This is a genomic window from Devosia enhydra (genome assembly GCF_900119845.1).
Classification (GTDB): domain Bacteria; phylum Pseudomonadota; class Alphaproteobacteria; order Rhizobiales; family Devosiaceae; genus FPKU01.
Window position 1 is genome coordinate 683325 of sequence record NZ_FPKU01000002.1, and the last position, 25514, is coordinate 708838.

General features: G+C 67.6%; 24 protein-coding genes and 1 tRNA gene. 9 read left to right on the forward strand and 16 right to left on the reverse strand.

Annotated features, from left to right (window positions below; all coding sequences use genetic code 11):
• Positions 1-2: 2 nt before the first annotated feature.
• From BT183_RS12465 to BT183_RS12510, 10 genes are all read right to left on the reverse strand, one after another.
• Positions 3-422: a F0F1 ATP synthase subunit epsilon gene (locus BT183_RS12465; RefSeq protein WP_072344719.1), complete on the reverse strand. Its 420-nt coding sequence runs from the start codon at positions 420-422 to the stop codon at positions 3-5.
• 76 nt (positions 423-498) lie between these two features.
• Complete coding sequence (atpD, locus tag BT183_RS12470) at positions 499-1959, reverse strand: F0F1 ATP synthase subunit beta (RefSeq protein WP_072343485.1); 1461 nt, start codon at positions 1957-1959, stop codon at positions 499-501.
• A gap of 19 nt (positions 1960-1978) precedes the next feature.
• Positions 1979-2863 (reverse strand): F0F1 ATP synthase subunit gamma, encoded by an 885-nt coding sequence (locus tag BT183_RS12475; protein ID WP_072343488.1) that lies wholly within the window; start codon positions 2861-2863, stop codon positions 1979-1981.
• A 22-nt stretch (positions 2864-2885) separates the two neighbouring features.
• A complete protein-coding gene (gene atpA, locus BT183_RS12480) occupies positions 2886-4421 on the reverse strand; it encodes a F0F1 ATP synthase subunit alpha (RefSeq protein ID WP_072343491.1) in 1536 nt (511 codons plus the stop codon).
• Positions 4421-4981 (reverse strand): F0F1 ATP synthase subunit delta, encoded by a 561-nt coding sequence (locus BT183_RS12485; RefSeq protein WP_072343494.1) that lies wholly within the window; start codon positions 4979-4981, stop codon positions 4421-4423. The genes atpA and BT183_RS12485 overlap by 1 nt, the downstream gene beginning before the upstream one ends.
• A 219-nt stretch (positions 4982-5200) precedes the next feature.
• Positions 5201-5488 (reverse strand): BrnA antitoxin family protein, encoded by a 288-nt coding sequence (locus tag BT183_RS12490; RefSeq protein ID WP_072343497.1) that lies wholly within the window; start codon positions 5486-5488, stop codon positions 5201-5203.
• Complete coding sequence (locus tag BT183_RS12495) at positions 5475-5744, reverse strand: BrnT family toxin (protein WP_072343500.1); 270 nt, start codon at positions 5742-5744, stop codon at positions 5475-5477. The genes BT183_RS12490 and BT183_RS12495 overlap by 14 nt, the downstream gene beginning before the upstream one ends.
• Before the next feature lie 62 nt (positions 5745-5806).
• Positions 5807-7975 (reverse strand): primosomal protein N', encoded by a 2169-nt coding sequence (locus BT183_RS12500; RefSeq protein ID WP_072343503.1) that lies wholly within the window; start codon positions 7973-7975, stop codon positions 5807-5809.
• Positions 7976-8059: 84 nt separating this feature from the next.
• The gene (locus BT183_RS12505) at positions 8060-8734 is read right to left on the reverse strand and encodes a L,D-transpeptidase (RefSeq protein WP_072343504.1); all 675 of its coding nucleotides are present in this window, start codon (positions 8732-8734) and stop codon (positions 8060-8062) included.
• 61 nt (positions 8735-8795) lie between these two features.
• Positions 8796-9125, reverse strand: coding sequence for a hypothetical protein (locus tag BT183_RS12510; RefSeq protein WP_072343506.1), 330 nt, complete (start codon positions 9123-9125; stop codon positions 8796-8798).
• A 158-nt stretch (positions 9126-9283) separates the two neighbouring features.
• On the opposite strand from BT183_RS12510, the gene BT183_RS12515 reads away from it, so the two are divergent.
• From BT183_RS12515 to BT183_RS12555, 9 genes are all read left to right on the forward strand, one after another.
• Positions 9284-10213, forward strand: a complete 930-nt coding sequence (locus tag BT183_RS12515) for a tyrosine recombinase XerC (protein ID WP_072343509.1) — start codon at positions 9284-9286, stop codon at positions 10211-10213.
• Positions 10214-10299: 86 nt separating this feature from the next.
• On the forward strand, positions 10300-11247 hold the full coding sequence (locus BT183_RS12520) for a DMT family transporter (protein WP_072343511.1): 948 nt from the start codon (positions 10300-10302) through the stop codon (positions 11245-11247).
• A gap of 124 nt (positions 11248-11371) precedes the next feature.
• Positions 11372-13210: a dihydroxy-acid dehydratase gene (gene ilvD, locus BT183_RS12525; RefSeq protein WP_072343514.1), complete on the forward strand. Its 1839-nt coding sequence runs from the start codon at positions 11372-11374 to the stop codon at positions 13208-13210.
• 57 nt (positions 13211-13267) lie between these two features.
• Positions 13268-13888, forward strand: a complete 621-nt coding sequence (locus BT183_RS12530; RefSeq protein WP_072343517.1) for an SH3 domain-containing protein — start codon at positions 13268-13270, stop codon at positions 13886-13888.
• A 49-nt stretch (positions 13889-13937) separates the two neighbouring features.
• Complete coding sequence (locus BT183_RS12535; RefSeq protein WP_244545325.1) at positions 13938-14783, forward strand: M23 family metallopeptidase; 846 nt, start codon at positions 13938-13940, stop codon at positions 14781-14783.
• Between the two features lie 240 nt (positions 14784-15023).
• Complete coding sequence (locus tag BT183_RS12540) at positions 15024-16118, forward strand: carboxynorspermidine decarboxylase (protein ID WP_084603497.1); 1095 nt, start codon at positions 15024-15026, stop codon at positions 16116-16118.
• A 50-nt stretch (positions 16119-16168) separates the two neighbouring features.
• The gene (locus tag BT183_RS12545; protein ID WP_072343523.1) at positions 16169-17443 is read left to right on the forward strand and encodes a saccharopine dehydrogenase family protein; all 1275 of its coding nucleotides are present in this window, start codon (positions 16169-16171) and stop codon (positions 17441-17443) included.
• A 127-nt stretch (positions 17444-17570) separates the two neighbouring features.
• The gene (locus BT183_RS12550; RefSeq protein ID WP_072343526.1) at positions 17571-18623 is read left to right on the forward strand and encodes a Gfo/Idh/MocA family protein; all 1053 of its coding nucleotides are present in this window, start codon (positions 17571-17573) and stop codon (positions 18621-18623) included.
• 73 nt (positions 18624-18696) lie between these two features.
• Entirely contained in the window at positions 18697-19686 is a 990-nt protein-coding gene (locus tag BT183_RS12555) for an NAD(P)/FAD-dependent oxidoreductase (RefSeq protein ID WP_072343529.1), read from the forward strand.
• Between the two features lie 33 nt (positions 19687-19719).
• On the opposite strand, the gene BT183_RS12560 is transcribed toward BT183_RS12555, so the two are convergent.
• The 6 genes from BT183_RS12560 to hemC all read right to left on the reverse strand — a co-directional run bounded on the left by BT183_RS12560 (position 19720) and on the right by hemC (position 25504).
• Positions 19720-20544, reverse strand: coding sequence for a glycosyltransferase family 25 protein (locus BT183_RS12560; protein ID WP_072343532.1), 825 nt, complete (start codon positions 20542-20544; stop codon positions 19720-19722).
• A gap of 144 nt (positions 20545-20688) precedes the next feature.
• Positions 20689-20764 (reverse strand) — tRNA-Thr (locus tag BT183_RS12565).
• 174 nt (positions 20765-20938) lie between these two features.
• Complete coding sequence (locus tag BT183_RS12570) at positions 20939-22327, reverse strand: heme biosynthesis protein HemY (RefSeq protein ID WP_072343535.1); 1389 nt, start codon at positions 22325-22327, stop codon at positions 20939-20941.
• The gene (locus BT183_RS20775; RefSeq protein ID WP_072343538.1) at positions 22324-23796 is read right to left on the reverse strand and encodes a COG4223 family protein; all 1473 of its coding nucleotides are present in this window, start codon (positions 23794-23796) and stop codon (positions 22324-22326) included. The genes BT183_RS12570 and BT183_RS20775 overlap by 4 nt, the downstream gene beginning before the upstream one ends.
• A 27-nt stretch (positions 23797-23823) precedes the next feature.
• The gene (locus BT183_RS12580; protein WP_072343541.1) at positions 23824-24558 is read right to left on the reverse strand and encodes a uroporphyrinogen-III synthase; all 735 of its coding nucleotides are present in this window, start codon (positions 24556-24558) and stop codon (positions 23824-23826) included.
• A 7-nt stretch (positions 24559-24565) separates the two neighbouring features.
• Positions 24566-25504 carry a hydroxymethylbilane synthase gene (hemC, locus tag BT183_RS12585; RefSeq protein ID WP_072343544.1) on the reverse strand — a complete coding sequence of 313 codons (939 nt, stop codon included), beginning with the start codon at positions 25502-25504 and terminating at the stop codon, positions 24566-24568.
• Positions 25505-25514: the final 10 nt, after the last annotated feature.

Sequence of the window (25514 nt, forward strand, 5' to 3'; positions counted from 1 at the left end):
GCTCAGTGAGCGACGCTGGTGTTGACCGACGCGTCGAGCAGCAGGTTGCGCCAGTCATCGGCGATGGCCTGCAGCGCGTTGCGGCTCTCGGGCGGGGCGGCGTTGGCGGCGGCCTGGGCCTCGGCGATCCTGGCTTCGATCTCGGCACGGTCGAACTCGGCGGCCGGGCGCGCATCCTCGGCGAGGATGGTGAGCGAAGCGGGGGTCACGTCGGCGAACCCGCCGGTCACGAAGAAGCGGTGGCTCGTGCCCGACAGCTCGGTGACGGTGATGAAGCCGGGCTTCAGCGTCGTCATCAGCGGGGAATGCTGCGCCATGACGGTGAGATAGCCTTCCGAACCGGGCACGGTGACCGCCTGGGCGGTGGCCGACACCACGAGGCGCTCGGGCGAGACGATGTCGATCTTGAAGCCTTCGGCCATTGCACTCATCCAGATGTCGGGCATCGCGCCCGGAAGAGATCATCGGGGCGCCGGAGGGCGCCCCGCCTTATCGGGCTCAGGCGGCCTGGGCAGCCAGCTTCTGGGCCTTTTTGACGGCATCCTCGATGGTGCCGACCATGTAGAAGGCCGCTTCGGGCAGGTGGTCGTATTCGCCGGCCACGAGGCCCTTGAAGCCCTTGATGGTGTCGGCGAGCTGCACGAACACGCCCGGCGAGCCGGTGAACACTTCGGCCACGTCGAAGGGCTGGCTCATGAAGCGCTCGATCTTGCGGGCGCGCGCCACGGTGAGCTTGTCCTCTTCGGAGAGCTCGTCCATGCCCAGGATCGCGATGATGTCCTGGAGAGCCTTGTAGCGCTGCAGGATCTGCTGCACCGAACGGGCCACCTGGTAGTGCTCCTCGCCCACGACCTGCGGGTCGAGAATGCGCGAGGTCGACCCGAGCGGGTCCACGGCCGGGTAGATGCCCTTTTCCGAGATCGAGCGATCGAGCACGGTGGTGGCATCGAGGTGGGCGAAGGTGGAGGCGGGGGCCGGGTCGGTGATGTCGTCGGCCGGCACATACACGGCCTGCACCGAGGTGATCGAGCCCTTGGTGGTGGTGGTGATGCGTTCCTGCATCGCGCCCATGTCGGTGGCCAGCGTCGGCTGGTAACCCACGGCGGAGGGAATGCGGCCCAGAAGCGCCGACATCTCGGCACCGGCCTGGGTGAAGCGGAAGATGTTGTCCACGAAGAACAGCACGTCCTGGCCCTGGTCGCGGAAATATTCGGCGACGGTGAGGCCGGTCAGCGCCACGCGGGCACGGGCCCCCGGGGGCTCGTTCATCTGGCCGAACACAAGGGCGCATTTGGAGCCGGCGGTCGAGCCACCGTTCTCTTTGGGGTCCTTGTTCACGCCCGATTCGATCATTTCGTGGTAGAGGTCGTTGCCCTCGCGGGTACGCTCACCGACGCCAGCGAACACCGAATAGCCACCATGGGCCTTGGCGACGTTGTTGATCAGCTCCTGGATCAGCACCGTCTTGCCCACGCCGGCGCCGCCGAAGAGGCCGATCTTGCCGCCGCGTGCGTAGGGAGCGATCAGGTCCACCACCTTGATGCCGGTGACGAGCACTTCGGCCTCGGGGCTCTGCTCGACGAATTCGGGCGCCTTCTGGTGGATCTCGCGGCGCAGCGCGGCCGGAACCGGGCCGGCTTCGTCGATCGGCTCGCCGATGACGTTCATGATGCGGCCGAGCGTCGATTCGCCGACCGGCACCGAGATGGCTGCACCGGTATTGGTCACCGGGGCGCCGCGCACGAGGCCTTCGGTGGTGTCCATGGCGATGGTGCGCACGGTGTTGCCGCCCAGGTGCTGGGCGACTTCGAGCACGACCCGATTGCCGTTGTTGTCGACTTCAAGAGCGGTGAGAATCGCGGGAAGTTCGCCATCGAAGGCGACGTCCACGACCGCGCCGATCACCTGGGCGATGCGGCCATTGCCGGAAAGAGTGGCTGCAGAGGCTTCTCGGGCCATTTTCTGGTACCTCGTCTGACTAGAGCGCCTCGGCGCCCGAAATGATTTCGATGAGTTCCTTGGTGATCTGGGCCTGGCGCTGCCGGTTGTAGAGCAGCTGAAGCTTGCGGATCATGTCGCCGGCATTGCGCGTGGCGTTGTCCATGGCCGTCATCTGGGCGCCGTAGAACGACGCCTGGTTTTCGAGCATGGCCCGGAAGATCTGCACCGAGATGTTGCGCGGCAGGAGATCCTTGAGGATCTCCTCCTCGCCGGGCTCGTACTCATAGACCAGCGAGGGGGCAGGGGTTGCGGCGCCCGGCGCGGTGTCGAGCTTGGCCGGAATCAGCTGGGTGGCCGTCGGCACCTGGCTGATCACCGAGCGGAACCCGGCATAGAACAGCGTGGCGACGTCGAACTCACCGGCCTCGTACATGGCCAGGATCTTCTCGCCCACCGACTGCGCATTGGCGTAGCCGATCGACTTGACGTCGCGGAACGACACCGTGCCCACGATGTTGCTGGCATAGGTGCGCTTGAGGATGTCGTTGCCCTTGCGCCCGACGGTGAGGATCTTCACCGTCTTGCCGTCCTTGATCAGGCGGCTCGCATGGTCACGCGCCAGCCGCACGATAGAGGAGTTGAAGCCGCCGGCAAGCCCGCGCTCGCCGGTGGCGACCACGAGCAGGTGCACCTGGTCGCGGCCCGTGCCAGAAAGCAGCGCCGGAGCGCCATCGCGCCCGGCATAGGCGGCGCCCAGGGCCGAGAGGACCTCGGCCATGCGATCCGCATAGGGGCGCGCGGCCGTGGCAGCCTCCTGCGCGCGGCGCAGTTTTGCGGCGGCGACCATCTGCATGGCCTTGGTGATCTTCTGGGTCGATTTGACCGAGGAAATCCGGTTCTTTAGGTCCTTCAGCGACGGCATGAGCCCATCGTCTCCCTGGGGCTCAGCCCGCGTAGGTCTTCTTGATGGCGTCGAGCGCGGTCTTGACCTGCGTGCGCAGATCGTCCGAAAGCGCCTTCTGGGTGGCGATGGCCGAGAGGATATCGGCATGCTTGGAGCGGAAGGCCGAGAGCACGGTGCGCTCGAAATCCCCGACCTTGGAGACCGGCAGGTCGTCGAGATAGCCGTTGATGCCGGCAAAGATCACCACGACCTGCTCTTCTGTCTTGAGCGGGGAGAACTGGGGCTGCTTGAGCAGCTCGGTGAGGCGGGCGCCGCGGTTGAGCAGGCGCTGGGTCGCAGCGTCGAGATCGGAACCGAACTGCGCGAAGGCCGCCATCTCGCGATACTGGCTGAGCTCGCCCTTGATCGAGCCGGCCACCTGCTTCATCGCCTTGATCTGGGCCGAGGAGCCTACGCGCGACACCGAGAGACCGACGTTCACGGCGGGGCGAATGCCCTGGAAGAAGAGGTTGGTCTCGAGGAAGATCTGGCCGTCGGTGATCGAGATCACGTTGGTCGGGATATAGGCCGACACGTCGTTGGCCTGCGTCTCGATGATCGGCAGCGCGGTGAGCGAGCCCAACCCGTGATCTTCGTTGAGCTTGGCGGCACGCTCGAGCAGGCGCGAATGCAGGTAGAACACGTCGCCCGGATAGGCTTCGCGGCCCGGCGGACGGCGCAGCAGCAGCGACATCTGGCGGTAGGCGACGGCCTGTTTGGTCAGATCGTCATAGGCGATCACGGCATGCATGCCGTTGTCGCGGAACCACTCGCCGATGGCGCAGCCGGTGAAGGGCGCGATGTACTGGAGCGGCGCCGGGTCCGACGCGGTGGCGGCGATCACCACGGAATATTCGAGCGCGCCGGCCTCTTCGAGCTGGCGCACGAACTGGGCAACCGTCGAGCGCTTCTGGCCCACCGCGACATAGATGCAGTAGAGCTTGTCGGTTTCGGACGCGTTGGCGTCGTGGGCCGGCTTCTGGTTGAGGAAGGTGTCAAGAACGATGGCGGTCTTGCCGGTCTGGCGGTCGCCGATGACGAGCTCGCGCTGGCCGCGCCCGATCGGGATCATCGCATCGATGGCCTTGAGGCCGGTCGACATCGGCTCATGCACCGACTTGCGCGGCAGAATGCCGGGGGCCTTGACGTCGACACGGCGACGCTCGGTGTACTGGATCGGACCCTTGCCGTCGATCGGATTGCCCAGGCCATCGACCACGCGGCCCAGAAGACCCTTGCCCACCGGGGTGTCCACGATGGCGCCGGTGCGCTTGACGGTGTCGCCTTCCTTGATCGAGCGGTCGTCGCCGAAGATCACGACGCCGACATTGTCGGTCTCGAGGTTCAGCGCCATGCCCTTGATGCCGCCCGGGAACTCGACGAGCTCACCGGCCTGGCACTGGTCGAGGCCGTAGACGCGGGCGATACCGTCGCCCACCGACAGCACCTGGCCGACTTCGGATACCGAGGCCTCCTGGCCGAAATTCCGGATCTGGTCCTTGAGGATCGCAGAAATTTCCGCGGCTTTGATATCCATTATCCGACCTCTTTCATGGCGATCTTCATCTGGGACAGTTTGGTCTTGAGCGAGCTGTCGATCATGCGGGAGCCGACCTTGACGACAAGGCCGCCGATCAGCGAGGCGTCGACATGCTCATTGAGGGAAACGGTCTTGCCGATGCTGGCTTTCAGCGTCTCGGCGAGGGCGGCGCGCTGGTCGCTGGTCAGCGGCGCGGCAGAGGTGACGTCAGCGGTGGTCTCGCCGCGCGCTTCGGCGGCAAGGCTCCTGTACGCGCTGACGATGGCGGGGAGCGCGAAGAGGCGGCCATTGCGGGCCACGACGCGCAGCAGATTGCCCACCAGCGGGCCGGCGCCGGCGGCGCTGAGGATCGGCTCGAGGGCCGCGGACTTCTCCTCGGCCTTGATGACCGGAGAGGCCAGATAGCGCGCGAAGTCGGCACTTTCCGCAGCCAGACGGTCAAGTGCGCTGAGCTCGGCCTCCACGGCGTCGATCCGCCCGTCGGCCGCGGCCAGATCGAACAGCGCGGCCGCGTAGGGCCGGGCGATCTGGGCCAGTATCGATACCTGATCTGCCAATGCCGCTTTACCCCTTGTTTCACGTAGCCCGGACGCCCGCGGGGATTGCTCATGCCGGGCGGCTCGGTGACGTGACGATGTCATTAGGCACGGGGGCCGTCCCCGGGCCCTCGAAAGTCGCGCCCCCACTATCACATGGGGCCGCGCGGCTGCAAGGCTTGCACCGGCATTTCATCGGGGCGCGAAAATGTCGCACCGCCGGGACACGCGAGCGCAGGCTCAGGCGGGTCCGTCTTTGCGGCCAAGGCTCTGGCGCAGGGCGGCGTTGATCCGCGTCTGCCAGCCCGGCCCGTCGGCCTTGAAGGCCTCCACGATATCGCGGTCGAGCCGCAGCGAAACGGCCAGCTTGGCATCGGCCGAGGGCGGCCGCCCCGGCAGCTTCAGCCCGCGCTCTGCGAAGAACTGGCTGGCGGGTACGAGCTGCCTTGCGGTCTCGGCAGTCAGTTCCGGACTTTCCTCATCGGGTTCGCCATAGACCAGCTCGGCATTCTTTTCATGTTTTCCCATAATGGAGGTGGTCCTTCCTGCCGAAGCGCCTGACGCTGATGACGCGGATCATGGTGCCGCGCCAGGTGAATACGATGACATAAAGCAGGCCGTCCCGGGCCTTGCCGTAGGCCACTGCGCGATCCTCGCCATAGTCGAGCCGGCTATCGGGCCTGACGAACGCCTCGCTCCAATCAAACTCCAGCGCCAGCGAGAAATCCACGCCATGCTTGGCACGGTTGCTCGCGTTCTTGGCTTCGTCCCATTCGAAGTCCACGCCGCGTCCCCCCTTATAGCGCGTCCGCGATCCGGTTGCAATTTCTGTATATACAAAAATCCTCAGAAGAAGCTTTGCGGATCGATATCCACCTGGACCTTGAGGTTGCCGGTCGGTCGGTCGGCACCCGTGAGCCAGAAGCGGACATAGCCGGACAGGTCGAAGTCGCGCGGGCTCTGGGCCAGCAGGCGCACGCGGTGGCGGCCGCGGATCATGGCGAGGGGGGCGTCGGCGGGGCCGAAGAGCCTCAGGCCCTCCGCGGCCGGCGCTTGCGCGAGGAGCCGCTTTGCGTGCGCCATCGCCACGTCATGCTCTGAGGCCGAGACCACGAGGGCGGCGAGCCTGCCGAAGGGCGGCAGCCCGCCCTCGCGCCGCGCCGCCACTTCATGGGCGTAGAAGGCCTCGCGATCGGCCTTGACCAAGGCTTCCATCACCGGGTGGTGCGGATGATAGGTCTGGAGGAAGGCCCGGCCCGATCTGCCCACCCGGCCTGCCCGCCCGGTCACCTGGGTGAGGATCTGGAAGGTCTTTTCGGCCGCGCGCGGATCGCCATGGGCGAGCCCCAGATCGGCGTCGAGCACGCCTACCAGCGTCAGTTTTTCGAAATGATGGCCCTTGGCGACCAACTGCGTGCCGATGATGAGGTCGTAGTCGCCGCGCGCCACCTCGACGAAGCGCTCGCGCAACTGCGCGTTCGAGCCCATGTCCGAGGAGAGGATCACCCGCCGCGCATCGGGGAAGCGCAGGGCGGCCTCCTCGGCGACACGCTCGATGCCGGGGCCGATGGGCACGAGGCTCTTTTCGGCCCCGCAGGCGCCGCAATTGACCGGCGTCTTCTGCTCATGGCCGCAATGGTGGCACATCAGCACGCCGCGAAAGCGGTGCTCCACGAGCCAGGTCGAGCAATCGGGGCACTGGTACTGGTGGCCGCACTGCTTGCAGAGCGTCAGCGGCGCATAGCCGCGCCGGTTCAAGAACAGCAGCGCCTGTTCGCCCCGGTCGAGCGTGGCGAAGACCTCGCGGGCAAGACGCGGCGCGATCCACTGGCCGGGCTCGGGCGGGTCTTCGCGCATGTCGAGGGCGTTGATGTCGGGCAGCCGTGCCTCGGCGAAGCGCGAGGCCATGCGCACATAAGCGTAGCGGCCCTGGTCGGCATTGTTGCGCGATTCGACCGACGGGGTGGCGGAGGCCAGCACCACGCGAGCCTCGGCGAAGCGGGCGCGGACCACCGCCATGTCGCGGGCGTGGTAGTTGACGCCCTCGGCCTGCTTGTAGGCGCCGTCATGCTCTTCATCGAGCACGATGAGGCCAAGCTCGCGAAACGGCAGGAAGAGCGAAGAGCGCGCCCCGACCACGGCCCGTACCTTGCCCTCGATCACCCCCCGCCAGGTGCGGGCGCGCTGGATGGGCGTCATGCCCGAATGCCATTCCGCGGGTCTGGCGCCGAATCGGCGCGCGAATCGATCAAGAAACGCATGGGTCAGGGCGATCTCGGGCATCAGGATCAGCGCCTGCCGACCGGCCCGCAGCGTGTCCGCCACCGTTTCGAAGAACACTTCGGTCTTGCCGCTGCCGGTGACGCCATCGAGCAGCGCCACCCCGAAGGCGTCGGCGGACAGGGTGCGGATGGTGTCGAGCGCGCCCTGCTGGTCGGGCGAAAGGGCAGCCGGGGCGGCCTCGGGATCGGGCGGCATCACCACCGGCGGGGCGGGCAGGGCCAGCCTTTCGAGCGCGCCCGACCGCTCCAGCCCCTCGATCACCGAAGGCGACACTCCCGACGCCCCGACCAGCGCCGTCTTGGGCCAGGCCTGGCCATCGGCGAGAAGCTCGAGCACACGGGCCCGCGCGTCGGTCATGCGATCGGGGACGGTTTCCGTCCTGCGATAGGCGGTGACCGGCTTTTCGGGGTCGAGCGCCTCGCTTGAACGCAAGACGCCGCGCAGCACCATGCCCGGAGGCGCCAGCGTATAGCGGGCCACCCAGTCGATGGTCCTCAGCAACTCCTCGGAGAGGGGCGGCACGTCATAGACATGGGCAATGTCGCGCAGCCGGTTATGGGCTACCTGATCCTTGGGCTCGCCCCAGACGACGCCGAAGACGAGGCGTGGCCCGAGCGGCACGGCGACGATGGATCCGCGCCGCACGTCCATGCCGTGGGGCACGCGGTAGGAGTAGGGGCCCTCGACGGCGACCCCGACCATGACAGCGACGATATCTGGGGCGATCAGCATGAGGTGCCCGTTTTGTTCACGGGCGAACCATAGGGGCGGGCAGCCGATTCGGCCAACCCGCCCGGAGCGTGATGCAGCCCGCGATCAGGCGACGAGGATCGGCGACCCGTCCTTGACGCGGTTGTAGAGGTCGATCACGTCCTGGTTGAGCAGGCGCACGCAGCCCGAGGACACGGCCTGCCCGATCGAACGCTCGTCGGGATTGCCGTGCAGGCGATAGATGGTGTCGCGACCGCCCTCGAAGATATAGAGCGCCCTTGCGCCGAGCGGGTTCTCGATCCCCGGGGGCATGCCGCGGCGATAGGGCTCGAGATAGGGTTCGCGCGCGATCATCTCTGCGGGCGGTGTCCAGGTCGGCCATTTGCGCTTGTAGGCGATGCGGGCGCGGCCCGACCAGGAGAAGCCGTCGCGCCCGATTCCAACGCCATAGCGCATGGCCCGGCCGCCCTCGGCGACATGGTAGAGGAAGCGGTTGGCCGTATCGACCACCACGGTGCCCGGGCGTTCGCCGGTGGGGTCGGCCACCTCCTGGCGCCAATACATGGGATCGACGAGCTCGATACGCGCCGCCGGAATGGGGAACTGCTCCTCGGGCATGGCGCCATACATGGCCAGCACATCGGGCGGGATCGACGCGCGGGGGTCGACCGGCACGGCGGCGATCCGGCGGCTGCCCGAGGCGCAGCCGGCAAGGGCGAGGGCGGAGAGGCTGGCGGCGCCCAGCATGAAGCTGCGGCGGCCGAGGCGGGGGGAAGTCATGATCGAAAGTCCTTTGGCGCTGGCCGAAGCCGCGCAGAGAGGGCGAAAGGGAAGCGTCGGGTCAGGCGAGGCCTCGGGGCGGGGGCAACTCGACCGCGGGGGCCGGCTGGGCAAGGGCAGCCGGGGTCGTGCGGATCGACGGCGCTCCCGCACTGCCCGCCTGACGCTCGAGCTGCGGCATCACCGGCGCAATCCCCAGCACGCAGCCGAAAACGCGACTGCCGCCGAAGACGAGGCATGGCTTGACGAGAGGCTGCACGGGCCGGACCGCCTCGACGGGCTGGGGCTGCAGAGCCGCGGCCATGGCTGTGCGCGCGCCGAGCGTCAGGCTCGGCCCGGCCATGAGGATAACGGCGAAAGCCGCAAGCAACCATGTGCGCCAATTGGTCATGAAGCGTCGATACTGTGGCGGTTCGGCAGAGATAAGGCGCCTCACGGGGGCGTGTTCCATCCCGGACACCGAGGCGGGCCGAGGTGGTGCACAGTTGCAACACCTGTTTTCACGGGCGCCGATACACATCGGCAACCGGATGGGGCTAGACTTGCCGCATGACCGAGACAGCCTTTGCCATCGACGCCGCCGTCCAGACCCATCTTGCCGGCTGGGAGCGGCACCTCTCCGCGGTGCGCCGGCTGGCGCCCCTCACCGTCGAGGCCTATCGGCGCGACGTGGCGCAGTTTCTTGCGTTTCTGGCCGAGTATCACGGCGGCCCCGTCGGGCTTGATGGGCTGGCAGCCATTGGCGCCCCCGATATTCGGGCCTTCATGGCCGAGCGGCGCAATGGTGCAGTCGGGTCGCGCTCGCTCGCCCGGCAATTGTCCGGCATCAAGAGCTTTTTCGGCTATCTCGAGCGCGAGGGGGTGGGCAGCGGAGAAGCCCTCAATCTGGTGCGGGCACCGCGCCAGAAGAAATCCCTGCCCAAGCCGGTGTCTGTGGCCGAGGCCAAGGCCAGCATCGCGGTGGTTGCCGAGCTTGAGCCCGTGGAGTGGGTCGCGGCGCGCGACATGGCGGTGATCGCGCTCTGCTACGGGGCGGGCCTGCGTATTTCCGAGGCTCTGGCGATCACCGCAGCCGATCTCGAGGGCAGCGCCCTCCGAGTGACGGGCAAGGGCGGCAAGACGCGGCTCGTGCCGCTGATCGCCCCGGTCAAGGCCGCTATCGCGCGCTATCAGGGGCTTTCGCCCTTCAAGCCCGGCCCGCGCCAGCCGCTCTTTCGCGGCGTCAAGGGCGGGGTGCTGTCGCCACGCATCATCCAGTTGCGGATGGAGCAATTGCGCGGTGCCCTGGGCCTGCCGGCTTCGGCCACCCCGCATGCCCTGCGCCATTCCTTTGCCACCCACCTCCTCGCCAAGGGCGGCGACCTGCGCTCGATCCAGGAGCTTTTGGGCCACGCCTCGCTCTCGACCACGCAGATCTATACCGCCGTCGACAGCGATCGGCTGCTTTCGGCCTATCGCAGCGCCCATCCAAGGGGATGAGACGGCTTTCATCATCAGGCGCGCGGGTGTAGAGGCAGGATCGTCTCCCCGATGGGCGGCGGCCCGCCGAGGCTGCCGCAGACCCCATGACCGCGCCAGCCCAGCCCCAGTCCGAACCCTCCCGCCAGACGCTCGGGCTCGTCCTCGCCATTGCGGGCGCCGCGCTCTTTGCCACCAAGGGCATCATCGTCAAGCTGGCGCTGGCCGAGGGCATCGACGCGGTGACGACACTGGCCTGGCGCATGCTGGTCTCGGTGCCAATCTTTGCCGGGGTGGGGCTCTGGAGCTGGCGGCAAAGGGCGCGCGCGACAGGCAGGGGTGGCACGGCGCTGCCCGACCGGGCAACCCTCGCCAAGGCCGGCGGGGTCGGCGTCCTGGGCTATTACCTCGCCTCCTATTTCGATTTTGCCGCGCTCGAATATATCTCTGCCCAGCTCGACCGGCTGATCCTGCTCACCTATCCCTTCTTCGTCGTGCTGTTCGGGGTCGTGCTGTTCAGGCGCAAGGTGACCCTGCCGATGGTGCTGGCGCTGGTGCTGAGCTATTGCGGCATCATGCTGATCTTCCTGCATGATTTTCGGGTGGCCGGCGATACGGTGCTGCTCGGGTCGGCCCTGGCGCTGGGATCGGCCATCGCCTATGCCGGCTACCAGATCCTCGCCAAGCCGCTGATTGATCGGATGGGCGCGCAGCTCTTCACCTCGGTCGCGATGTCGGCGGCCGGCGTACTGGTGTTTGCTCATTTCCTTCTGACCCACCCCATCTCCGCGCTGGCGGTGACGGGTTATGAGTTGAGCCTGATGGTCGGCATCGGGCTCTTTTCCACCGTGCTGCCCGCCTATTGCATCTCCTGGGCCATCGGGCTCGTGGGCTCAGAACGCACCGCGGTGGTCGGCAACATTTCGCCCGTGGCGACGGTGGGGCTCGCCGTGCTCGTGCTGGGCGAGGCGTTCACCCCCTTTCACCTTGCCGGAACCGGGCTCGTGCTCATCGGGGTCTGGCTCTTTGCCCGGCGTCCGCGCGCCAAAAATTGACCGCCAGTGGACGGATCGGCCCCGGGCTGGGGTTGGCGCCTGCGGCGTTGCGCTCTAGAACATTGCCTCAAATTTCGGCGCCGCGGCGCTTTGCGCTGCGCCCCCTCTCAGGTGGATGACGAGAATGCCCCAGTACCGCTCCCGCACGACCACCCATGGCCGCAACATGGCCGGTGCCCGCAGCCTGTGGCGCGCCACGGGCATGAAGGATGGCGATTTCGGCAAGCCGATCATCGCGGTGGTCAATTCCTTCACCCAGTTCGTGCCCGGCCATGTGCACCTCAAGGATCTCGGGCAGCTGGTTGCCCGCGAGATCGAGGCAGCGGGCGGCGTGGCCAAGGAATTCAACACCATTGCCGTCGATGACGGCATCGCCATGGGCCATGACGGCATGCTCTATTCGCTGCCCAGCCGCGAGATCATCGCCGACAGCGTCGAATACATGGTCAATGCCCATTGCGCCGACGCCATCGTGTGCATCTCCAATTGCGACAAGATCACCCCCGGCATGCTGATGGCCGCCATGCGGCTCGACGTTCCGGCGATCTTCGTTTCGGGCGGGCCGATGGAAGCGGGCAAGGTGCGCATCGACAATATCGAGCATGCCGTCGATCTCATCGATGCCATGGTGGTGGCTGCCGACAGCCGCTACACCGACGAGCAGGTGAGCGAATTCGAGCGCAATGCCTGCCCCACCTGCGGCTCCTGCTCGGGCATGTTCACCGCCAACTCGATGAACTGCCTCACCGAGGCGCTGGGGCTGAGCCTGCCGGGCAACGGCACCATCCTTGCCACCCATGCCGATCGCGAGAAGCTCTTCCGCCAGGCCGGCCGCCGCATCGTCGAGATGGCGCGGCTCCATTACGAGGTCGAGGAAAAGGGCCTCAACCCGCGCGCCATCGCCACCAAGGCGGCGTTCGAGAACGCCATGACGCTCGACATCGCCATGGGCGGCTCGACCAACACCATCCTGCACATCCTCGCCATCGCGCGCGAGGGCGGGGTGGATTTCACCATGGACGATATCGACCGGCTGTCGCGCCAGGTGCCCTGTGTCTGCAAGGTGGCCCCGGCGGTGCAGGACGTGCATATCGAGGATGTGCACCGGGCCGGCGGCATCTTCGGCATATTGGGCGAACTCGATCGCGGCGGTCTCCTTCATCGCGACGTGCCCACCGTGCATGAGGCGACGCTGGGCGAAGCCATCGACCGCTGGGACATCATGCGGGTGCGCGACGACGAGGCGACGGCGACGCTCTTCAAGGCGGCGCCCGGCGGCAAGCGCACACAGGTGGCTTTCAGCCAGGCGAGCCGGTTCAAGGAGCTCGATCTCGATCGCGAGACCGGCGCCATCCGCTCGGTGGAGCATGCCTTCTCCAAGGATGGCGGGCTGGCGGTGCTCACCGGCAACCTGGCGCTCGAGGGTTGCGTGGTCAAGACCGCGGGCGTCGATGAATCGATCCTCAAATTCTCGGGCCCGGCGCGCGTCTGCGAAAGCCAGGACGATGCGGTCAAGCGCATCCTTTCCAAGGACATCAAGGCCGGCGATGTGGTGGTGATCCGCTATGAGGGTCCCAAGGGCGGGCCCGGCATGCAGGAAATGCTCTACCCCACGAGCTATCTGAAATCGATGGGGCTGGGCAAGGCCTGCGCGCTCATCACCGATGGGCGTTTCTCCGGCGGCACCTCGGGTCTTTCCATCGGGCACGTCTCGCCCGAGGCGGCCGAAGGCGGGCTCATCGGCCTCGTCGAGGAAGGGGACATGATCGACATCGATATCCCCGCCCGCACCATCTCCCTGCGCGTCGAGGATGCGGTGCTGGCCGAGCGCCGCACCCGGCAGGATGCGGCAGGCTGGAAGCCGGCGGCACCTCGCCCGCGCAAGGTCTCGGCTGCATTGCGGGCCTATGCCGCGATGGTCTCGAACGCCGCCCAGGGCGCGGTGCGCGTCGTTCCGGAGTAATCGCTCCGGAACTTTCTGCCCGGTCCCGCCTTACTTGTGTCAACAAGGAGGTGGGACATGGACACGCAGCCGGCAAGCCAGACGGCCGACATCAAGACGCAAGGCAGTCAGGCGCCGGACACGCAGGCGCAGGATGTTCAGGCGCCTGACACTCAGGCCGCGTCGGTTCCCACCGCTTCCGTTTCGCCGGATCTGCGCCGGGCGCGGCTCCTCTCGGCCGGGCGCTATGCCGGCGTGCTCATGGCATCGCTGATCGTTATCGGCGGGGCTGTCGGGTTTTCGGCCCAGGCGGCCGGGTCGATGGTGTCCATCAAGTCGGCGGCCCGTGCCGATGTGCGCCAGTCCTATGCCATGCCCCTGCCCGACCGGAAGGCTGCCGATTTCAACGTGGCAAGGGCCACCCCGGCGGTTGTCGAGGCGCGCGCCAGCGTCATGCAGGCGGCCTTGCCCGCCCCTGCCGCCGAAGTGGCTGCAAAGCCCTCCCGCCCGCACCGCATCGTAGCGTCTTCGCTCAATATCCGGTCGCGGCCGGGCCAGGGCGGGACGCTTTTCAGCCTGCCGCGTGGCAGCGTCGTCGATGTCGCCGAGGTGCAGGGCAACTGGCTGCGCATCACCGCCCCCGATGGGCGCAGCGGCTGGGCCTTCTCGCGCTATCTCGAAGCCGCGAGCATCCAGTAGAACGGATCGGCCGCTCCGACGATTGGCCTCACCACCATCGGGAGTATCCATGCGCCGCTCGTCCATCCTCGTCGCGATCGCCAGCCTCTGCCTGTCCTCCGTGGTCTTTGCCGCCGATGCCGATATCCTCTCGCAGGGTCGCACGCTCAGCGAGGCCTTCCTTGAGGGCGAGCATCAGGCGGTGTGGAGCCGCATGACGGACGAGATGCAGTCCGCCTTCGGCACGCTCGAAGCGCTGGCCGCCTTTCGCGAGCAGCTTTCCGGCAGCCTTGGCGAAGAGACCGAGGTGTTGACGGAAGAGGTGGAGCAGGTCGAGGGGCATGACGTCTATCTGCGCACCGGCCGCTGGTCGGAGGCCGACCCCGATATCGTCATGCAGTGGGCGCTGTCCCCCGAGGGGCAGGTTTCGGGCTTTTATGTCCGCCCCGTCGCCGTGTTGGCTGAAAGCCGCTTTCTCGACTACCAGACCAAGGCCAGCCTGCGCCTGCCCTTTGCGGGTGAGTGGACGCTGGTCTGGGGTGGGCGCAGCCTTGCCGAGAATTATCACGGCGCGGACCCGGCGCAGCGCTTTGCTATCGATGCGCTGATCCTGCGCGACGGGGTTTCGCATGAAGGGCCGGCCGACAGGCTCGAGAGCTATCATTGCTGGGGCGAGCCTATTCTGGCCCCCGCCGCCGGCACGGTGGTGGCCGCGATCGATGGGCTGCCCGACCAGCCCATCGGCACGATGGATCCGCACAATCCGGCCGGCAATCACGTGGTGCTCGATCTGGGCAACAGCGAATTCGCCTTTCTCGCGCATCTCCGGGCCGGGAGCGTCGCGGTGGCTGCCGGGGACAGCGTGTCGGTTGGCGACCGGCTCGGGCTTTGCGGCAACAGCGGCAACAGCAGCTAGCCGCACCTGCATTTCCACCTGCAGACGACCCCCGATCTCGCCAATGGCGAAGGCCTGCCGGCCCAGTTCACCGACTATGTCGTGCGCCGGGGCGAACCACGGCAGGGCGAGACCCTCTCGGCGCGGTGAGCCGCGGCGAACAGCCTCCATGCGCCGGATGGGGTTGCAGGGGGGGCCTCCATATGCGATGGCCAGCGTTCCAAACGCCCGTAGCACCGATAGGGGGAGCCGGAACTGTCCATTCCGACGCCTTATTATCTCATCGACGAAGTGGCGCTGCGCGCCAATCTGGCCATCGCCGAAAGGCTGCGCGCACGCTCGGGCGCGAGGCTCCTGCTCGCGCTCAAATGCTTTGCCACCTGGTCGGTGTTCGACATCATGGCGCCGGCGCTCGATGGCACCACCTCATCCTCGCTCAACGAGGTGCGGCTGGGTCGGGAGAAGTTCGGCAAGGAAACGCACGCCTATTCCGTGGCCTATGCGGACGATGAATTCGCTGCGGTGGTCGACCACGCCGACAAGGTGATCTTCAATTCCATCGCCCAGCTCGAGCGCTTTGGCGCGCAGGCGCAGGGCAAGCCACTGGGATTGCGTGTCAATCCGGGGGTGAGCCACAGCCATTTCCTCCTCGCCGATCCGGCGCGGCCGATGAGCCGGCTGGGCGAGCGCGATCCTGCGCGGATCGCCGCCGTGCTCGATCGCATCACCGGGGTCATGCTGCACTGCAATTGCGAGAACGATGCGTTCGAAAGCTTCGATGCGCTTCTCGGCCGGATCGAAGAAGGCTATGGCGCGATCCTCTCGCAGCTCGACTGGGTGAGCCTGGGCGGGGGCATCCACTTCACCGCGCCCGGCTATGATCTCGATGCGCTGGCGGACCGGCTCAGGGGCTTTGCGGAGCGCTATGGCGTCACCGTCTATCTCGAGCCGGGCGATACGCTCGTGACCAATGCCGCGACCCTCGAGACCAGCGTGCTCGACATCGTCGAGAACGAGGGCCGCATCGCCATCGTCGATGCCTCGGCCGAGGCGCATATGCTCGACCTGCTGATGTACCAGCAGGAGGCTGCCATTGCGCCGGCGCGCGGGGATCATATCTACCAGGTGTGCGGCAACTCCTGCCTTGCCGGAGACATCTTCGGGGAGGGCCGCTTCGAAGCGCCGCTCCGGGTGGGTGACCGCGTCTCGATCCTCAACGCGGCCGGCTACACCATGGTCAAGAAGAACTGGTTCAACGGGGTCCGCATGCCCGCCATCGCGATCAGGCGGCCCGGTGGCGAGGTCGAACGCGTGCGCGCGTTCACATTCGAGGATTATGTCGCCAGCCTCTCCTGAGGGCGGCATGATCATGTCCTGAAACCGCTAGCGAAGGTGTCTCGTGACAATTGAAAAAGAACATTCTCATCATCGGCGCCGGAGGTGTGGGCCAGGTCGTCGCGCATAAGGCGGCGCAGCACAATGACGTGCTGGGCGACATCCACATCGCTTCCCGTACGGTGGAAAAATGCCACCGTATCATTCAGTCCATCCTCGAGCACAAGGCGCTGAAGCGCCCCGGCATCCTTGCCGCCCATGCGCTCGATGCAACCGATATTTCCGCGACCCGCGCGCTGATCGAGCGCACCCGCGCCCAGATCGTCATCAATGTGGGTTCGGCCTTTCTCAACATGTCGATCCTCGAAGCCTGCCTTGAAACCGGCGCGGCCTATATCGACACGGCCATCCACGAAGATCCCGACAAGGTCTGCGAGAGCCCACCCTGGTACGCCAACCATGAATGGCAGCGGAAACAGGCCTGCAAGCAGCGCGGGGTGACAGCCATTCTGGGTGCGGGCTTCGATCCCGGCGTGGTCAATGCCTATGCGGCGCTGGCCGCCGAGCGCTATTTCGACGCGATCGAGAGCATGGACATCATCGATGTCAATGCCGGCAGCCATGGCCGCTATTTCGCAACCAATTTCGACCCCGAGATCAATTTCCGCGAGTTTACCGGCACGGTCTGGAGCTGGCAGCAGGGCCAGTGGACGCCCAATCGGATGTTCGAGGTCAGCCGGCAGGACGATCTACCGGTGGTGGGCAACCAGACCACCTATCTCACCGGCCATGACGAGCTGCACTCGCTCTCGGCCAATCTCGATGTGCCCAATATCCGCTTCTGGATGGGGTTCGGCGCCCATTACATCAATGTCTTCACCGTGCTCAACTCGTTGGGCCTGTTGTCGGAAAAGCCCGTGAAGACCGCCGAGGGGCTCGAGGTGGTGCCGCTCAAGCTGGTGAAGGCGGTGCTGCCCGATCCGGCTTCGCTTGCCCCCACCTATGAGGGCAAGACGTGGATCGGCAATCTGATGAGGGGCAGCTGGAACGGAACCCCGCGCGAGATGCTGCTCTACAATATCTGCGACCATGCCGACTGCTATCGCGAGACCGGCAGCCAGGCGATCTCCTACACCGCCGGCGTGCCGCCCGTGGCTGCGGCGATGCTCGTCGCAGATGGCACCTGGGATGCGCATCGCATGGTCAATGTCGAGGAATTGCCGCCCGCGCCCTTCCTCGACCTGCTCGGACGCATGGGCCTGCCCACGCGAGTGCGCCTCGGCGATGCGGATATGCCGCTCGAGGATGCGCTGGGCACTGACGAAGAACGCCGCACCGGCAGCTAGACAGCAAGGGTCGCCCGAAAGGCGGCCCTTCCCACATCGCGCAGCGGACCGTGGGGCGGAACGCCGGGCGATTGTGAAACGGCGCGCGCCATTGCACTCTCTCCTCAATATTCGAGGGGAGGGCGCAATGGACCGGGTGCGCATCGGATTGTTCGGGGCCGGGCTCATCGGGCGGGAGCATGCCCGCTTCATCACCGCGCATCCCCGCGCCGAACTCGCCGCGATCGCCGATATCGGCCCTGCCGCTGCCGGCTTCGCGTCAGAGCTCGGCGTGCCGTTCTATTCGGACTATCGGGCGCTCCTCGCCGAGGCCCGGCTTGATGCTGTCATCGTCGCCCTGCCCAATGCGCTTCACCTCGCAGCAGGGCAGGCGGTGATCGGCGCCGGCCTGCCGCTCTTCATGGAAAAGCCGGTGGCCGATACGATCACTGCGGCACAGGCGCTGGTCGCCGCCGGCACGGCAGCCGACATACCCATCCAGGTTGGCCACCATCGTCGGCATGCGCCCGATATCCAGCGTGCCCGGGCCACCATCGCCGAGGGGCAGCTCGGCCGCATCCTTGCGGTCAACGGCATGTGGATGGCGAAAAAGCCGCGCGACTATTTCGATGTCGCCTGGCGGCGCGAGGCCGGCGGCGGGCCGATGCTGATCAATCTCATCCACGACATCGACCTCTTGCGCTATCTCTGCGGCGATATCGAGAGCGTGCAGGCGATGAGCGCCAACAGCGCGCGCGGTTTTGCCGTGGAAGACACGGTGGTCGTGCTGATGCGCTTTGCATCGGGGGCGCTCGGCACCTTCACCCTCTCAGATGCAGTGCCCTCGCCCTATGGCTGGGATACGGCCGCCTGCCAGGCCCTCTATCTCGCCCATCAGCCGGGCGATTGCTTCTTCATCGGAGGCGAAAAGGCCACATTGTCGGTGCCGAGCATGGATCTCTGGCGCCACGAGGGCGATGGCGACTGGCGCCATCCGCTGACGCGCACCCATCTCGCCCATGACCATGCCAGCTGCTATGTGCGCCAGCTCGACAATTTCCTCGCCGTGGTGCGGGGCGAGGCAAAGCCTCTGGTCGACGGCGCTGATGGCATGATGGCGCTTGCCACTGTCGCTGCCATCGAGGAGGCGGCCCGCACCGGCGCACGCGTGGCTCCCGCGCAGATGCTCGCGCGGGGGTGATCGGCCTCGCGACTGGTGCCGTAAGGCAAACGACAGGCCGGCTATCCGCGCCATGAGTGTCAGGGGGCGTGGAATGGGTCTGCGGATTGCCGTGATCGGTGCGGGGCTGGGCGGGCTCACCCTGGCACATGCGCTGCGCGATCGCTGCGAGGTCGTGGTTTTCGAAAAAGGGCGCGGCCCCGGCGGTCGCTCATCGACGCGCCGCGAGGGGCGCTTCGCCTTCGACCATGGCGCGCAGTGCTTCACCATCCGCACGCCGGCCTTCCGCGACTGGCTCGTGCCCTTCGCAGCTGAAGGATGCGTGGCCCGATGGTCGGGCCCTGTCGTCAATATCGAGGGCGGGCGGGTCACCGGCCCGCGCCATTGGAGCGAGGTGCACCACGTTTTTGCGCCCGGCATGAATGGCTTGGCGCGGCGGCTCGCCTCCGGGCTCGATCTGCGGGCGGGCGTCGATGTCGCGCCGCTCGCGGCAGGGCGCGGCCCGACGGAGTTGTTCGACACGCGCGGCGTAGCGCTCGGCGTCTTCGATCTGGTTGTCTCGAGCACCACGCCGCATCAGACGGCCGCCCTGTTCGCCGCGCGGCCAGAGGCGGCGGGAATCGGAGCAGGTGCCTCGCTCAAGCCCTGCCATGCCCTGATGGTGGGGTTGCCCATCCCCTCGCCGCTCGACTGGATCGCCGCCAAGGTCATGGACGGGCCGATCAAATGGATCTCGGTCGATTCCAGCAAGCCGGGCCGCGACGCATCGGTCACGACGCTCGTGGCTCATACAAGGGCAGGCTGGTCAGCCCCGATGGCGGATGCGGCGGCCGATACGCTCAGTGCGCCATTGCTTGCCGCGCTGCAGGCGGCGCTGCCCGATCTCGATCTGGCGCAGGCCGAAACGGTCAAGGCACATCGCTGGCGCTCGGCGATCATTGCGCGCACGCGGCGCCCCGGCCCTTTTCTCGATCTCGGCGCAGGCATCGCCGCCACGGGCGACTGGGCCTCCGCGAGCCGCATCGAGGAGGTCTGCATGAGCGCCCTGGCGCTGGCCGCCGAGATCGGCCAGGCAGCGGGCTGAGCGCCTTTGCCGCCGGCGGCGAGGGTGCCGCTGTCACTGCTCGTCGACGAACAGGATGTGGTGCTTGCGGATGCCCAGCACGTAATCCTGCATGAATTTCGAGGAGCCCGCATTGAGCTCCGCCGCCGCGCCCTTCACCAGCCGCCGCCAGGTCAGTGACAATCCTTTGGCCGAGCGTGCATGGAAGGCGGCGCTGGCCCGCGTGCTGGCGATATCGCTGAGCGCGATGGGATCGCCCGGCCGCTGCTCGGCGATACGGGCTCGCGCGATGCCCGGCACGAGCTGGTAGGGCCTGAGGCGGCGCCGCAACGGACCGTAAGGATCGAACAGGGCCAGGTCGATCGGCACCCCCAGATAGGATCGCTCGCCCAGAAGATTGGCCGCCGTGGCGCGGTCGATCAGGTAGCAGGTCGTGTTGTGGGTCACAGAATACATGCGCCGGAGCTGGAAGCGGCCTAACCTCGCTTCGGGCTCGCCGAGCCGCCGGGGGCCATCGACCGCATCCAGTTTGACGAGACTGGGCAGGTTATCTGCGTTGAGCAGGTCCCTCAGTGTCGCGACGAAGCAATTGGAGAGGTCGGCATCGTCCTCGATAACGAGGCATCGATCCGCATCGGAAACCAGAAACAGGCTCCACGCCTCAAGATGACTCATAGTGCAGGCAAGTTCGGAGCGCGCGAGGCCCAAAGGATTGTCGGGAACGCAGTGCCTGCGGGCAATGTCCGCAGGCACGCGTTCAGGCGTGGTGGCCTCGATGCGCCGGGCTTCAAGACCAAGCAGTGTTAGTTGCTCTTCGATGAAAGATCTTCGGTCCGGACGCGTGGCAAGGTTAATGTAACAGGAAAAAAGTTTCGGCATTTAAGTCCCCCGAAAAGGAGGAAGCAGAATTCCGATGCTGCATCAACAATGATATGCTTACCATGCCGATCACGAAAATCGGCAAGCCTATGGCTGCCCCGAGCGGAGCTCAGGGTGGTCAATATTGAAGCTGAAAGAAGGAAGTGGTGCCGCTTGCGTGACTCGAACACGCGACCCCATCATTACGAATGATGTGCTCTACCAACTGAGCTAAAGCGGCGCCGGGCGGGCCCGGAATGGCGGTCTTGTAACCGCGCTCTGGCATCGACGCAAGGGGCTAGAGCTCTCACCGTTTCCTTGTAACGGCGCAAAGCTCCAGCTCGGTTCCGACTTGTCTCGTCGCGCTCCCGGACGCGGACCGGTGTCCCTCCACCCGGAAATGCTCCATGCGGGGTCAGCGGGTCGAGAGCGCGAGTGCGGTGCTGCCCGTGGCGTCTCCGGCCGGGACGGCGACGGTGGTGCCCGAGGGCGGCGCGACCGGGGCGGGGCTGCGCTGCAGGCCGGTGGCACCGATGGGCACGCGCCATTCGAAGGCATCGAGCTTACCGGTGACCGGCGAGACCGGCTCCCATTCCTCGGCGGTGAGCCCGTCTGCCGTCCAGGTGGGATCGCGCGGTGCACGCACGGCGCGGGAGAGCCATTCACGCGCCTTGCCATGGTCGCCCGACTGCCCTTCCTCGATCTCTGCCATCAAAAGGCAGAGCGCCTGTGTGGCATCGCTCGAGACGTAGGGGGCGAGGGCATTGCGGGCGGTAGACCATTCGAAGGCATCGACCGCTGCACGCGCCAGAACGATGGCCGCAGCCCGGTTGGGCGGCGGCTGGTCGATGAGCTCGGTGACGCGCTTGAGCCGGTCGACGGCCGAGGCGCCGGGCACGGCGGCCGCATAAAGGGCTGCGATATCGGGGTGCGAGGTGGCGCGCCAGACCCGGCGCAGCAGGCTCATGGCGCGGCGGGCTTCGCCCCGGTTGGACTGGATGCGCGCGGCGATCAGCGCTGCCGGCACGAAATCGGGCAGGAGCTTGAGGGCAGCCAGCGCATGATCGAGGGCCCGCAGCGGCTCGCTCGGCTCGGCCTCGCGGGCGCGGGCCGTTTCGATCAGCGCCTGCTTGCGCCGCTTGCGCATCTTGTCCTCGCGGCTCACGGCCGGTTCGGCTGAAAGATGATCGAGCGCCGCCTGCCACTGGCCGCGCCGCGTCAGATCGTCGAGCACCGCTTCGCTCGCCCAGGGGGCGGGCGCGATCGCCACCGCCTTTTGCGCGAAGGTCAGCGCCGCATCGTGCCGCCCTTGCGCGCGGGCCTGTTCGTAGAGCCCCGAAAGGGCGGCAAGCGCGGTCCGCCGGTCGGCGATCAGCGCGCGATAGTGCTCGCGGGCCGCGTGCATGTTGCCCAGCGCCAGGTCGGCCTTGGCCTCGAGCAGCTGGGCTGCGGCATTTTCGGGCAGGCTGGAGCGGGCGTCGCGGGCGAGGCGGCGGGCGCGATGCGCGTCGCCGGCCGACAGCGCGATGAAGCCATCGGAAAGAGCAACCATGGCGCGTTCGCGACGCCGTTCCCGCGCCATGCGGGCAAAATGGCGGGGCGCGTCGATCACGCGGCGGACGATGGTCCAGACGAGGATGGTCAGGGCGATGAGGCCGATCGAGACGGCGGCCGCAACCCCGAGACGCGGCTGCATGCGATACCCGGCCACTTCGAGCGTCATCGTGCCGGGCAGGCCGATGAGCCAGGCGATGCCGGCGGCGACGACCAGCGAAAAGACGATCCAGAGCGCGAGCCGGATCATGAGGCGGTCTCCGTCGTGGCGCCGGCCCGCAGGGCGGCGATCAGCGCATCCGCCTCGGCCAGCGCTGCGATCTCGGCCGGCAGGGGCGCGGCTGCCTCCCGCATCGGCGCGGGCAGGGCCGCAAAGAGGTCGCGTGCGGCGGCATAGTCGCGGCGGGCGATGGCGGCTTCGAGCCGGCTCAGCACCGCCTCGGGCGTATCGCCGGCCTGTTCGGAGGCAGGGCGGAGGGCGAGCAGAGCCCGGCCCCATGCGAGGGCATCCGACACCCAGTCGCCTGTCTCAGTCCTTGTACCGGCCGCAATGATGGCCGGCAGGAGCGATTCAAACCGCGCCGAGAGGGTGTCGGGGCGGGGCAGGCCGATGGCGGCGGCCCCGGTCAGTGCCTCGGAGGCCGGCAGGTCGCTTCTGATCGAGACAAGGCCCTGGAGTTCGCTGGCAAAGGGCCGGCCGGCTGCCAGCGCTGCCTCGAGCCCCGAAAGCAGCAGGGGCAGGCGCAGTTGTGCATCCAGGCTCTGCTGCGCTGTCTCGGCCGGCGGAGCGGCGGGGGTGAGCTCCGCGAGGCGTGCCTCGGTTTCCTCGGCCCGTGCCGCGCTCGCAGCCAGGGCGGCCTCTGCCGCCGCTAGCCGCTGTTCGAGGGCGGCAAGGCTTTCCCCCATCGCCGTGGCGTCGGCGGGGGACGCGCCCGCCGCGATCGCATCGAGCCTGGCGGAGAGGGCATTGAGATCGTTGCGCAGGCCCGAGAGATCGGCCGGCGGGGGCAGGGTGGAGGGATCGAAGCGCGCCGCCTCGGCCACCCCCGTCACCCGCGCGAGCCCCTCGTTCAGCTCGGTCTCGAGCGCCGATTGGGCCGATGACAGCGCGCCGAGCTGCTCGGTCTGGCCCGCAAGGCCGGCATCGAGGGCGCCCAGTCGCTCATCGATCTGTGGCAGAGTCTCGATCTCGGGCAACGCGCCATAGAGCTGCGCGAGGCGGGCATCGGGCTCGGGCTGCGGCCAGAGCCCGGCCGAGGCCAGGCCCAGGCTGATGGCGAGCCCTAGCACGCCGCCAACGAGCGCCGTCGCGGCCAGTCCCGCCGGGCCGACGCCCTCGCGGCGGAGCGCCGGTGCGACCGGAGGCGGAGGTGGAGGCGGCGGCGGCGGTGGCGTGCGCTTGCGATCGCCGCGATCCGCAGCAGAGGCGGTTTCCGTCTCTTGGGGTGCAGCTGGTTCCGGGCGAGGGGCGGTCGCCGGCGCCTCAGGCGCAGGCTTGTCAGTCGTAAGCGACGCCGCCGGTTCTGCCGGCGGGGCGGGCGGCACGGCGTTCTCCGCCGCGACGGGTTCGTGCGCAGTTTCGACCGGCGCTGCGGTCGGCGCAGCCGGTTCCGGGGTCGGTGCTGCCCCGCCCATGGCGTCCTTGCCCTTCGGGCTTGCCGGGCGGGCTTCCAGATCGATCATCGGAGGCTTGACGGGCCCCGATTTGCGCTCGGCCATAGGGTCAGGTCCTTTCGGTTCGGGCCGTCACGACAGGCCCCCATCGCGCGAAAACGACAGGGCCAGTCGCATCATGGCCTGTTCGCCCGGGCTGTCGGCAAGCCCGACCCGGACGAAATGGGCGTCAATCAGCGGTTCGGCAATGGCCTCGGAGAGACAAAGCGCACCAAGGCGCCTGCGTTCCACCGGACCCATGATCGGGGCTGCCAGCCGGACGAAGGTTTCCGCCGTGCGGCGCGAATAAAACAGCGCCGCGTCGATGGCGCCGCCCGCCAGATCGGCGGCGACGGGCTCGGGCAGGGCATCGGCCGCATCCATGGCGTAGACGCGGGTTGTAATCACCATCACGCCATAAGGGGCCAGGGACCGGGCGAGATCGCCCGAAAGATCGCGGGCAGCGGGATAGAATACCGGCCCGCCGAGCCCGGCATGGGCGAGCTTTTCGACGAGGTGCCCGAGCGTGCCGCCGGCGATCTCGACCGACGAAAACCCCATCTCCCGTGCGGTTCGGGCGGTTTTTTCACCCACGGCAAAGAGCGGCAGCCCGCGATAGGGCGCGATCGCATCGCGTTCGGCGAGGGCGCGCAGGGCTGCGGCGCTGGTCACGGCGATGGCCGAAAAGCCGCGCGGGTCGGGCAGGCTCGTGGCGAGCACGCGCGCCCGCAGCAACGGGGCGATCACCGCCTCGATATCGAGGGCGGCAAGCCGTTGCGCGGTGTCGCTCGCTTCGGGCTCTGGGCGGGTGACCAGCATGCGGACCATGACGTCACTATGGCGAAAACACCTTAACGAAGTCAGGCCCGGCGCGATCCTTGAGCATGCGGCCGACAGCCGCGCCATCGGCCTGGGCGGTGTCCTCGCCCAAAGGCCCCTCGGCCTTGATGGTGATGCGGCCATCGGGCGATACGAGTTCGGCCACCAGCATCAGCTGCGGCCCGCGCCAGGTGGTGAGCGCCCCGATAGGTGTGCGGCAGGAGCCGTCGAGGATCTGCAGCATGGCGCGCTCGGCCTTCACCGCGCGGGCGGTTTCGGGGTGATTGAGCGGCGCCACGATATCGGCGGTGCGGTGGTCGTCGGCGCGATGCTCGATGCCGATGGCCCCCTGCGCCGGCGCCGGCAGGAAGATCTCGGGGTCGAGCCAGTGGCGGATGCGGTCGGCCATGTCGAGCCGGTTGAGCCCGGCCCCGGCCAGCAGCGTCGCCTCCGCCACGCCCTCTCCGAGCTTGCGCAGGCGCGTCTGCACATTGCCCCGGAACGGCACGATCGCAAGGTCGGGCCGGGCCCGCAGGATCTGCGCCGCGCGGCGGATGGAGGATGTCCCGAACAGCGCCCCCTCGGGCAGCGATTCGAGATTGGCGTGACCCAGCGAGATGAAGGCGTCGCGCACGTCCTCGCGCTCGAGAAAGACCGGCATCACGAGCCCGGGCGGCAGGGTCGTCGCCATGTCCTTGCTCGAATGCACGCCGATATCGATGATGCCCTCGGCAAGCGCCGCCTCGATCTCGCGCGAGAACAGGCCCTTGCCGCCAAAGGCCGACAGCGGCACGTCGGTGAGGCGATCTCCACCGGTGCTGATGGGGATGATCGCGATGCGATCGGGCTCCACCCCGTGCAGGGCCGAAAGCCGGTCGCGCGTCTGATGGGCCTGGGCCAGGGCGAGCGGCGAGCCGCGGGTGCCGATGCGCAGGAAGGGCGGGGGCGATTGCAAAGCCGTACCA

Bases quoted from the DNA above. Each gene is read 5' to 3' on its own strand.
- BT183_RS12465 (WP_072344719.1), bottom strand. From the start codon at position 422: ATGGCCGAAGGCTTCAAGATCGACATCGTCTCGCCCGAGCGCCTCGTG.
- atpD (WP_072343485.1), bottom strand. From the start codon at position 1,959: ATGGCCCGAGAAGCCTCTGCAGCCACTCTTTCCGGCAATGGCCGCATC.
- BT183_RS12475 (WP_072343488.1), bottom strand. From the start codon at position 2,863: ATGCCGTCGCTGAAGGACCTAAAGAACCGGATTTCCTCGGTCAAATCG.
- atpA (WP_072343491.1), bottom strand. From the start codon at position 4,421: ATGGATATCAAAGCCGCGGAAATTTCTGCGATCCTCAAGGACCAGATC.
- BT183_RS12490 (WP_072343497.1), bottom strand. From the start codon at position 5,488: ATGGGAAAACATGAAAAGAATGCCGAGCTGGTCTATGGCGAACCCGAT.
- BT183_RS12500 (WP_072343503.1), bottom strand. From the start codon at position 7,975: ATGCTGATCGCCCCAGATATCGTCGCTGTCATGGTCGGGGTCGCCGTC.
- BT183_RS12505 (WP_072343504.1), bottom strand. From the start codon at position 8,734: ATGACTTCCCCCCGCCTCGGCCGCCGCAGCTTCATGCTGGGCGCCGCC.
- BT183_RS12510 (WP_072343506.1), bottom strand. From the start codon at position 9,125: ATGACCAATTGGCGCACATGGTTGCTTGCGGCTTTCGCCGTTATCCTC.
- BT183_RS12515 (WP_072343509.1), top strand. From the start codon at position 9,284: ATGACCGAGACAGCCTTTGCCATCGACGCCGCCGTCCAGACCCATCTT.
- BT183_RS12520 (WP_072343511.1), top strand. From the start codon at position 10,300: ATGACCGCGCCAGCCCAGCCCCAGTCCGAACCCTCCCGCCAGACGCTC.
- ilvD (WP_072343514.1), top strand. From the start codon at position 11,372: ATGCCCCAGTACCGCTCCCGCACGACCACCCATGGCCGCAACATGGCC.
- BT183_RS12530 (WP_072343517.1), top strand. From the start codon at position 13,268: ATGGACACGCAGCCGGCAAGCCAGACGGCCGACATCAAGACGCAAGGC.
- BT183_RS12535 (WP_244545325.1), top strand. From the start codon at position 13,938: ATGCGCCGCTCGTCCATCCTCGTCGCGATCGCCAGCCTCTGCCTGTCC.
- BT183_RS12550 (WP_072343526.1), top strand. From the start codon at position 17,571: ATGGACCGGGTGCGCATCGGATTGTTCGGGGCCGGGCTCATCGGGCGG.
- BT183_RS12555 (WP_072343529.1), top strand. From the start codon at position 18,697: ATGGGTCTGCGGATTGCCGTGATCGGTGCGGGGCTGGGCGGGCTCACC.
- BT183_RS12560 (WP_072343532.1), bottom strand. From the start codon at position 20,544: ATGCCGAAACTTTTTTCCTGTTACATTAACCTTGCCACGCGTCCGGAC.
- BT183_RS12570 (WP_072343535.1), bottom strand. From the start codon at position 22,327: ATGATCCGGCTCGCGCTCTGGATCGTCTTTTCGCTGGTCGTCGCCGCC.
- BT183_RS20775 (WP_072343538.1), bottom strand. From the start codon at position 23,796: ATGGCCGAGCGCAAATCGGGGCCCGTCAAGCCTCCGATGATCGATCTG.
- BT183_RS12580 (WP_072343541.1), bottom strand. From the start codon at position 24,558: ATGGTCCGCATGCTGGTCACCCGCCCAGAGCCCGAAGCGAGCGACACC.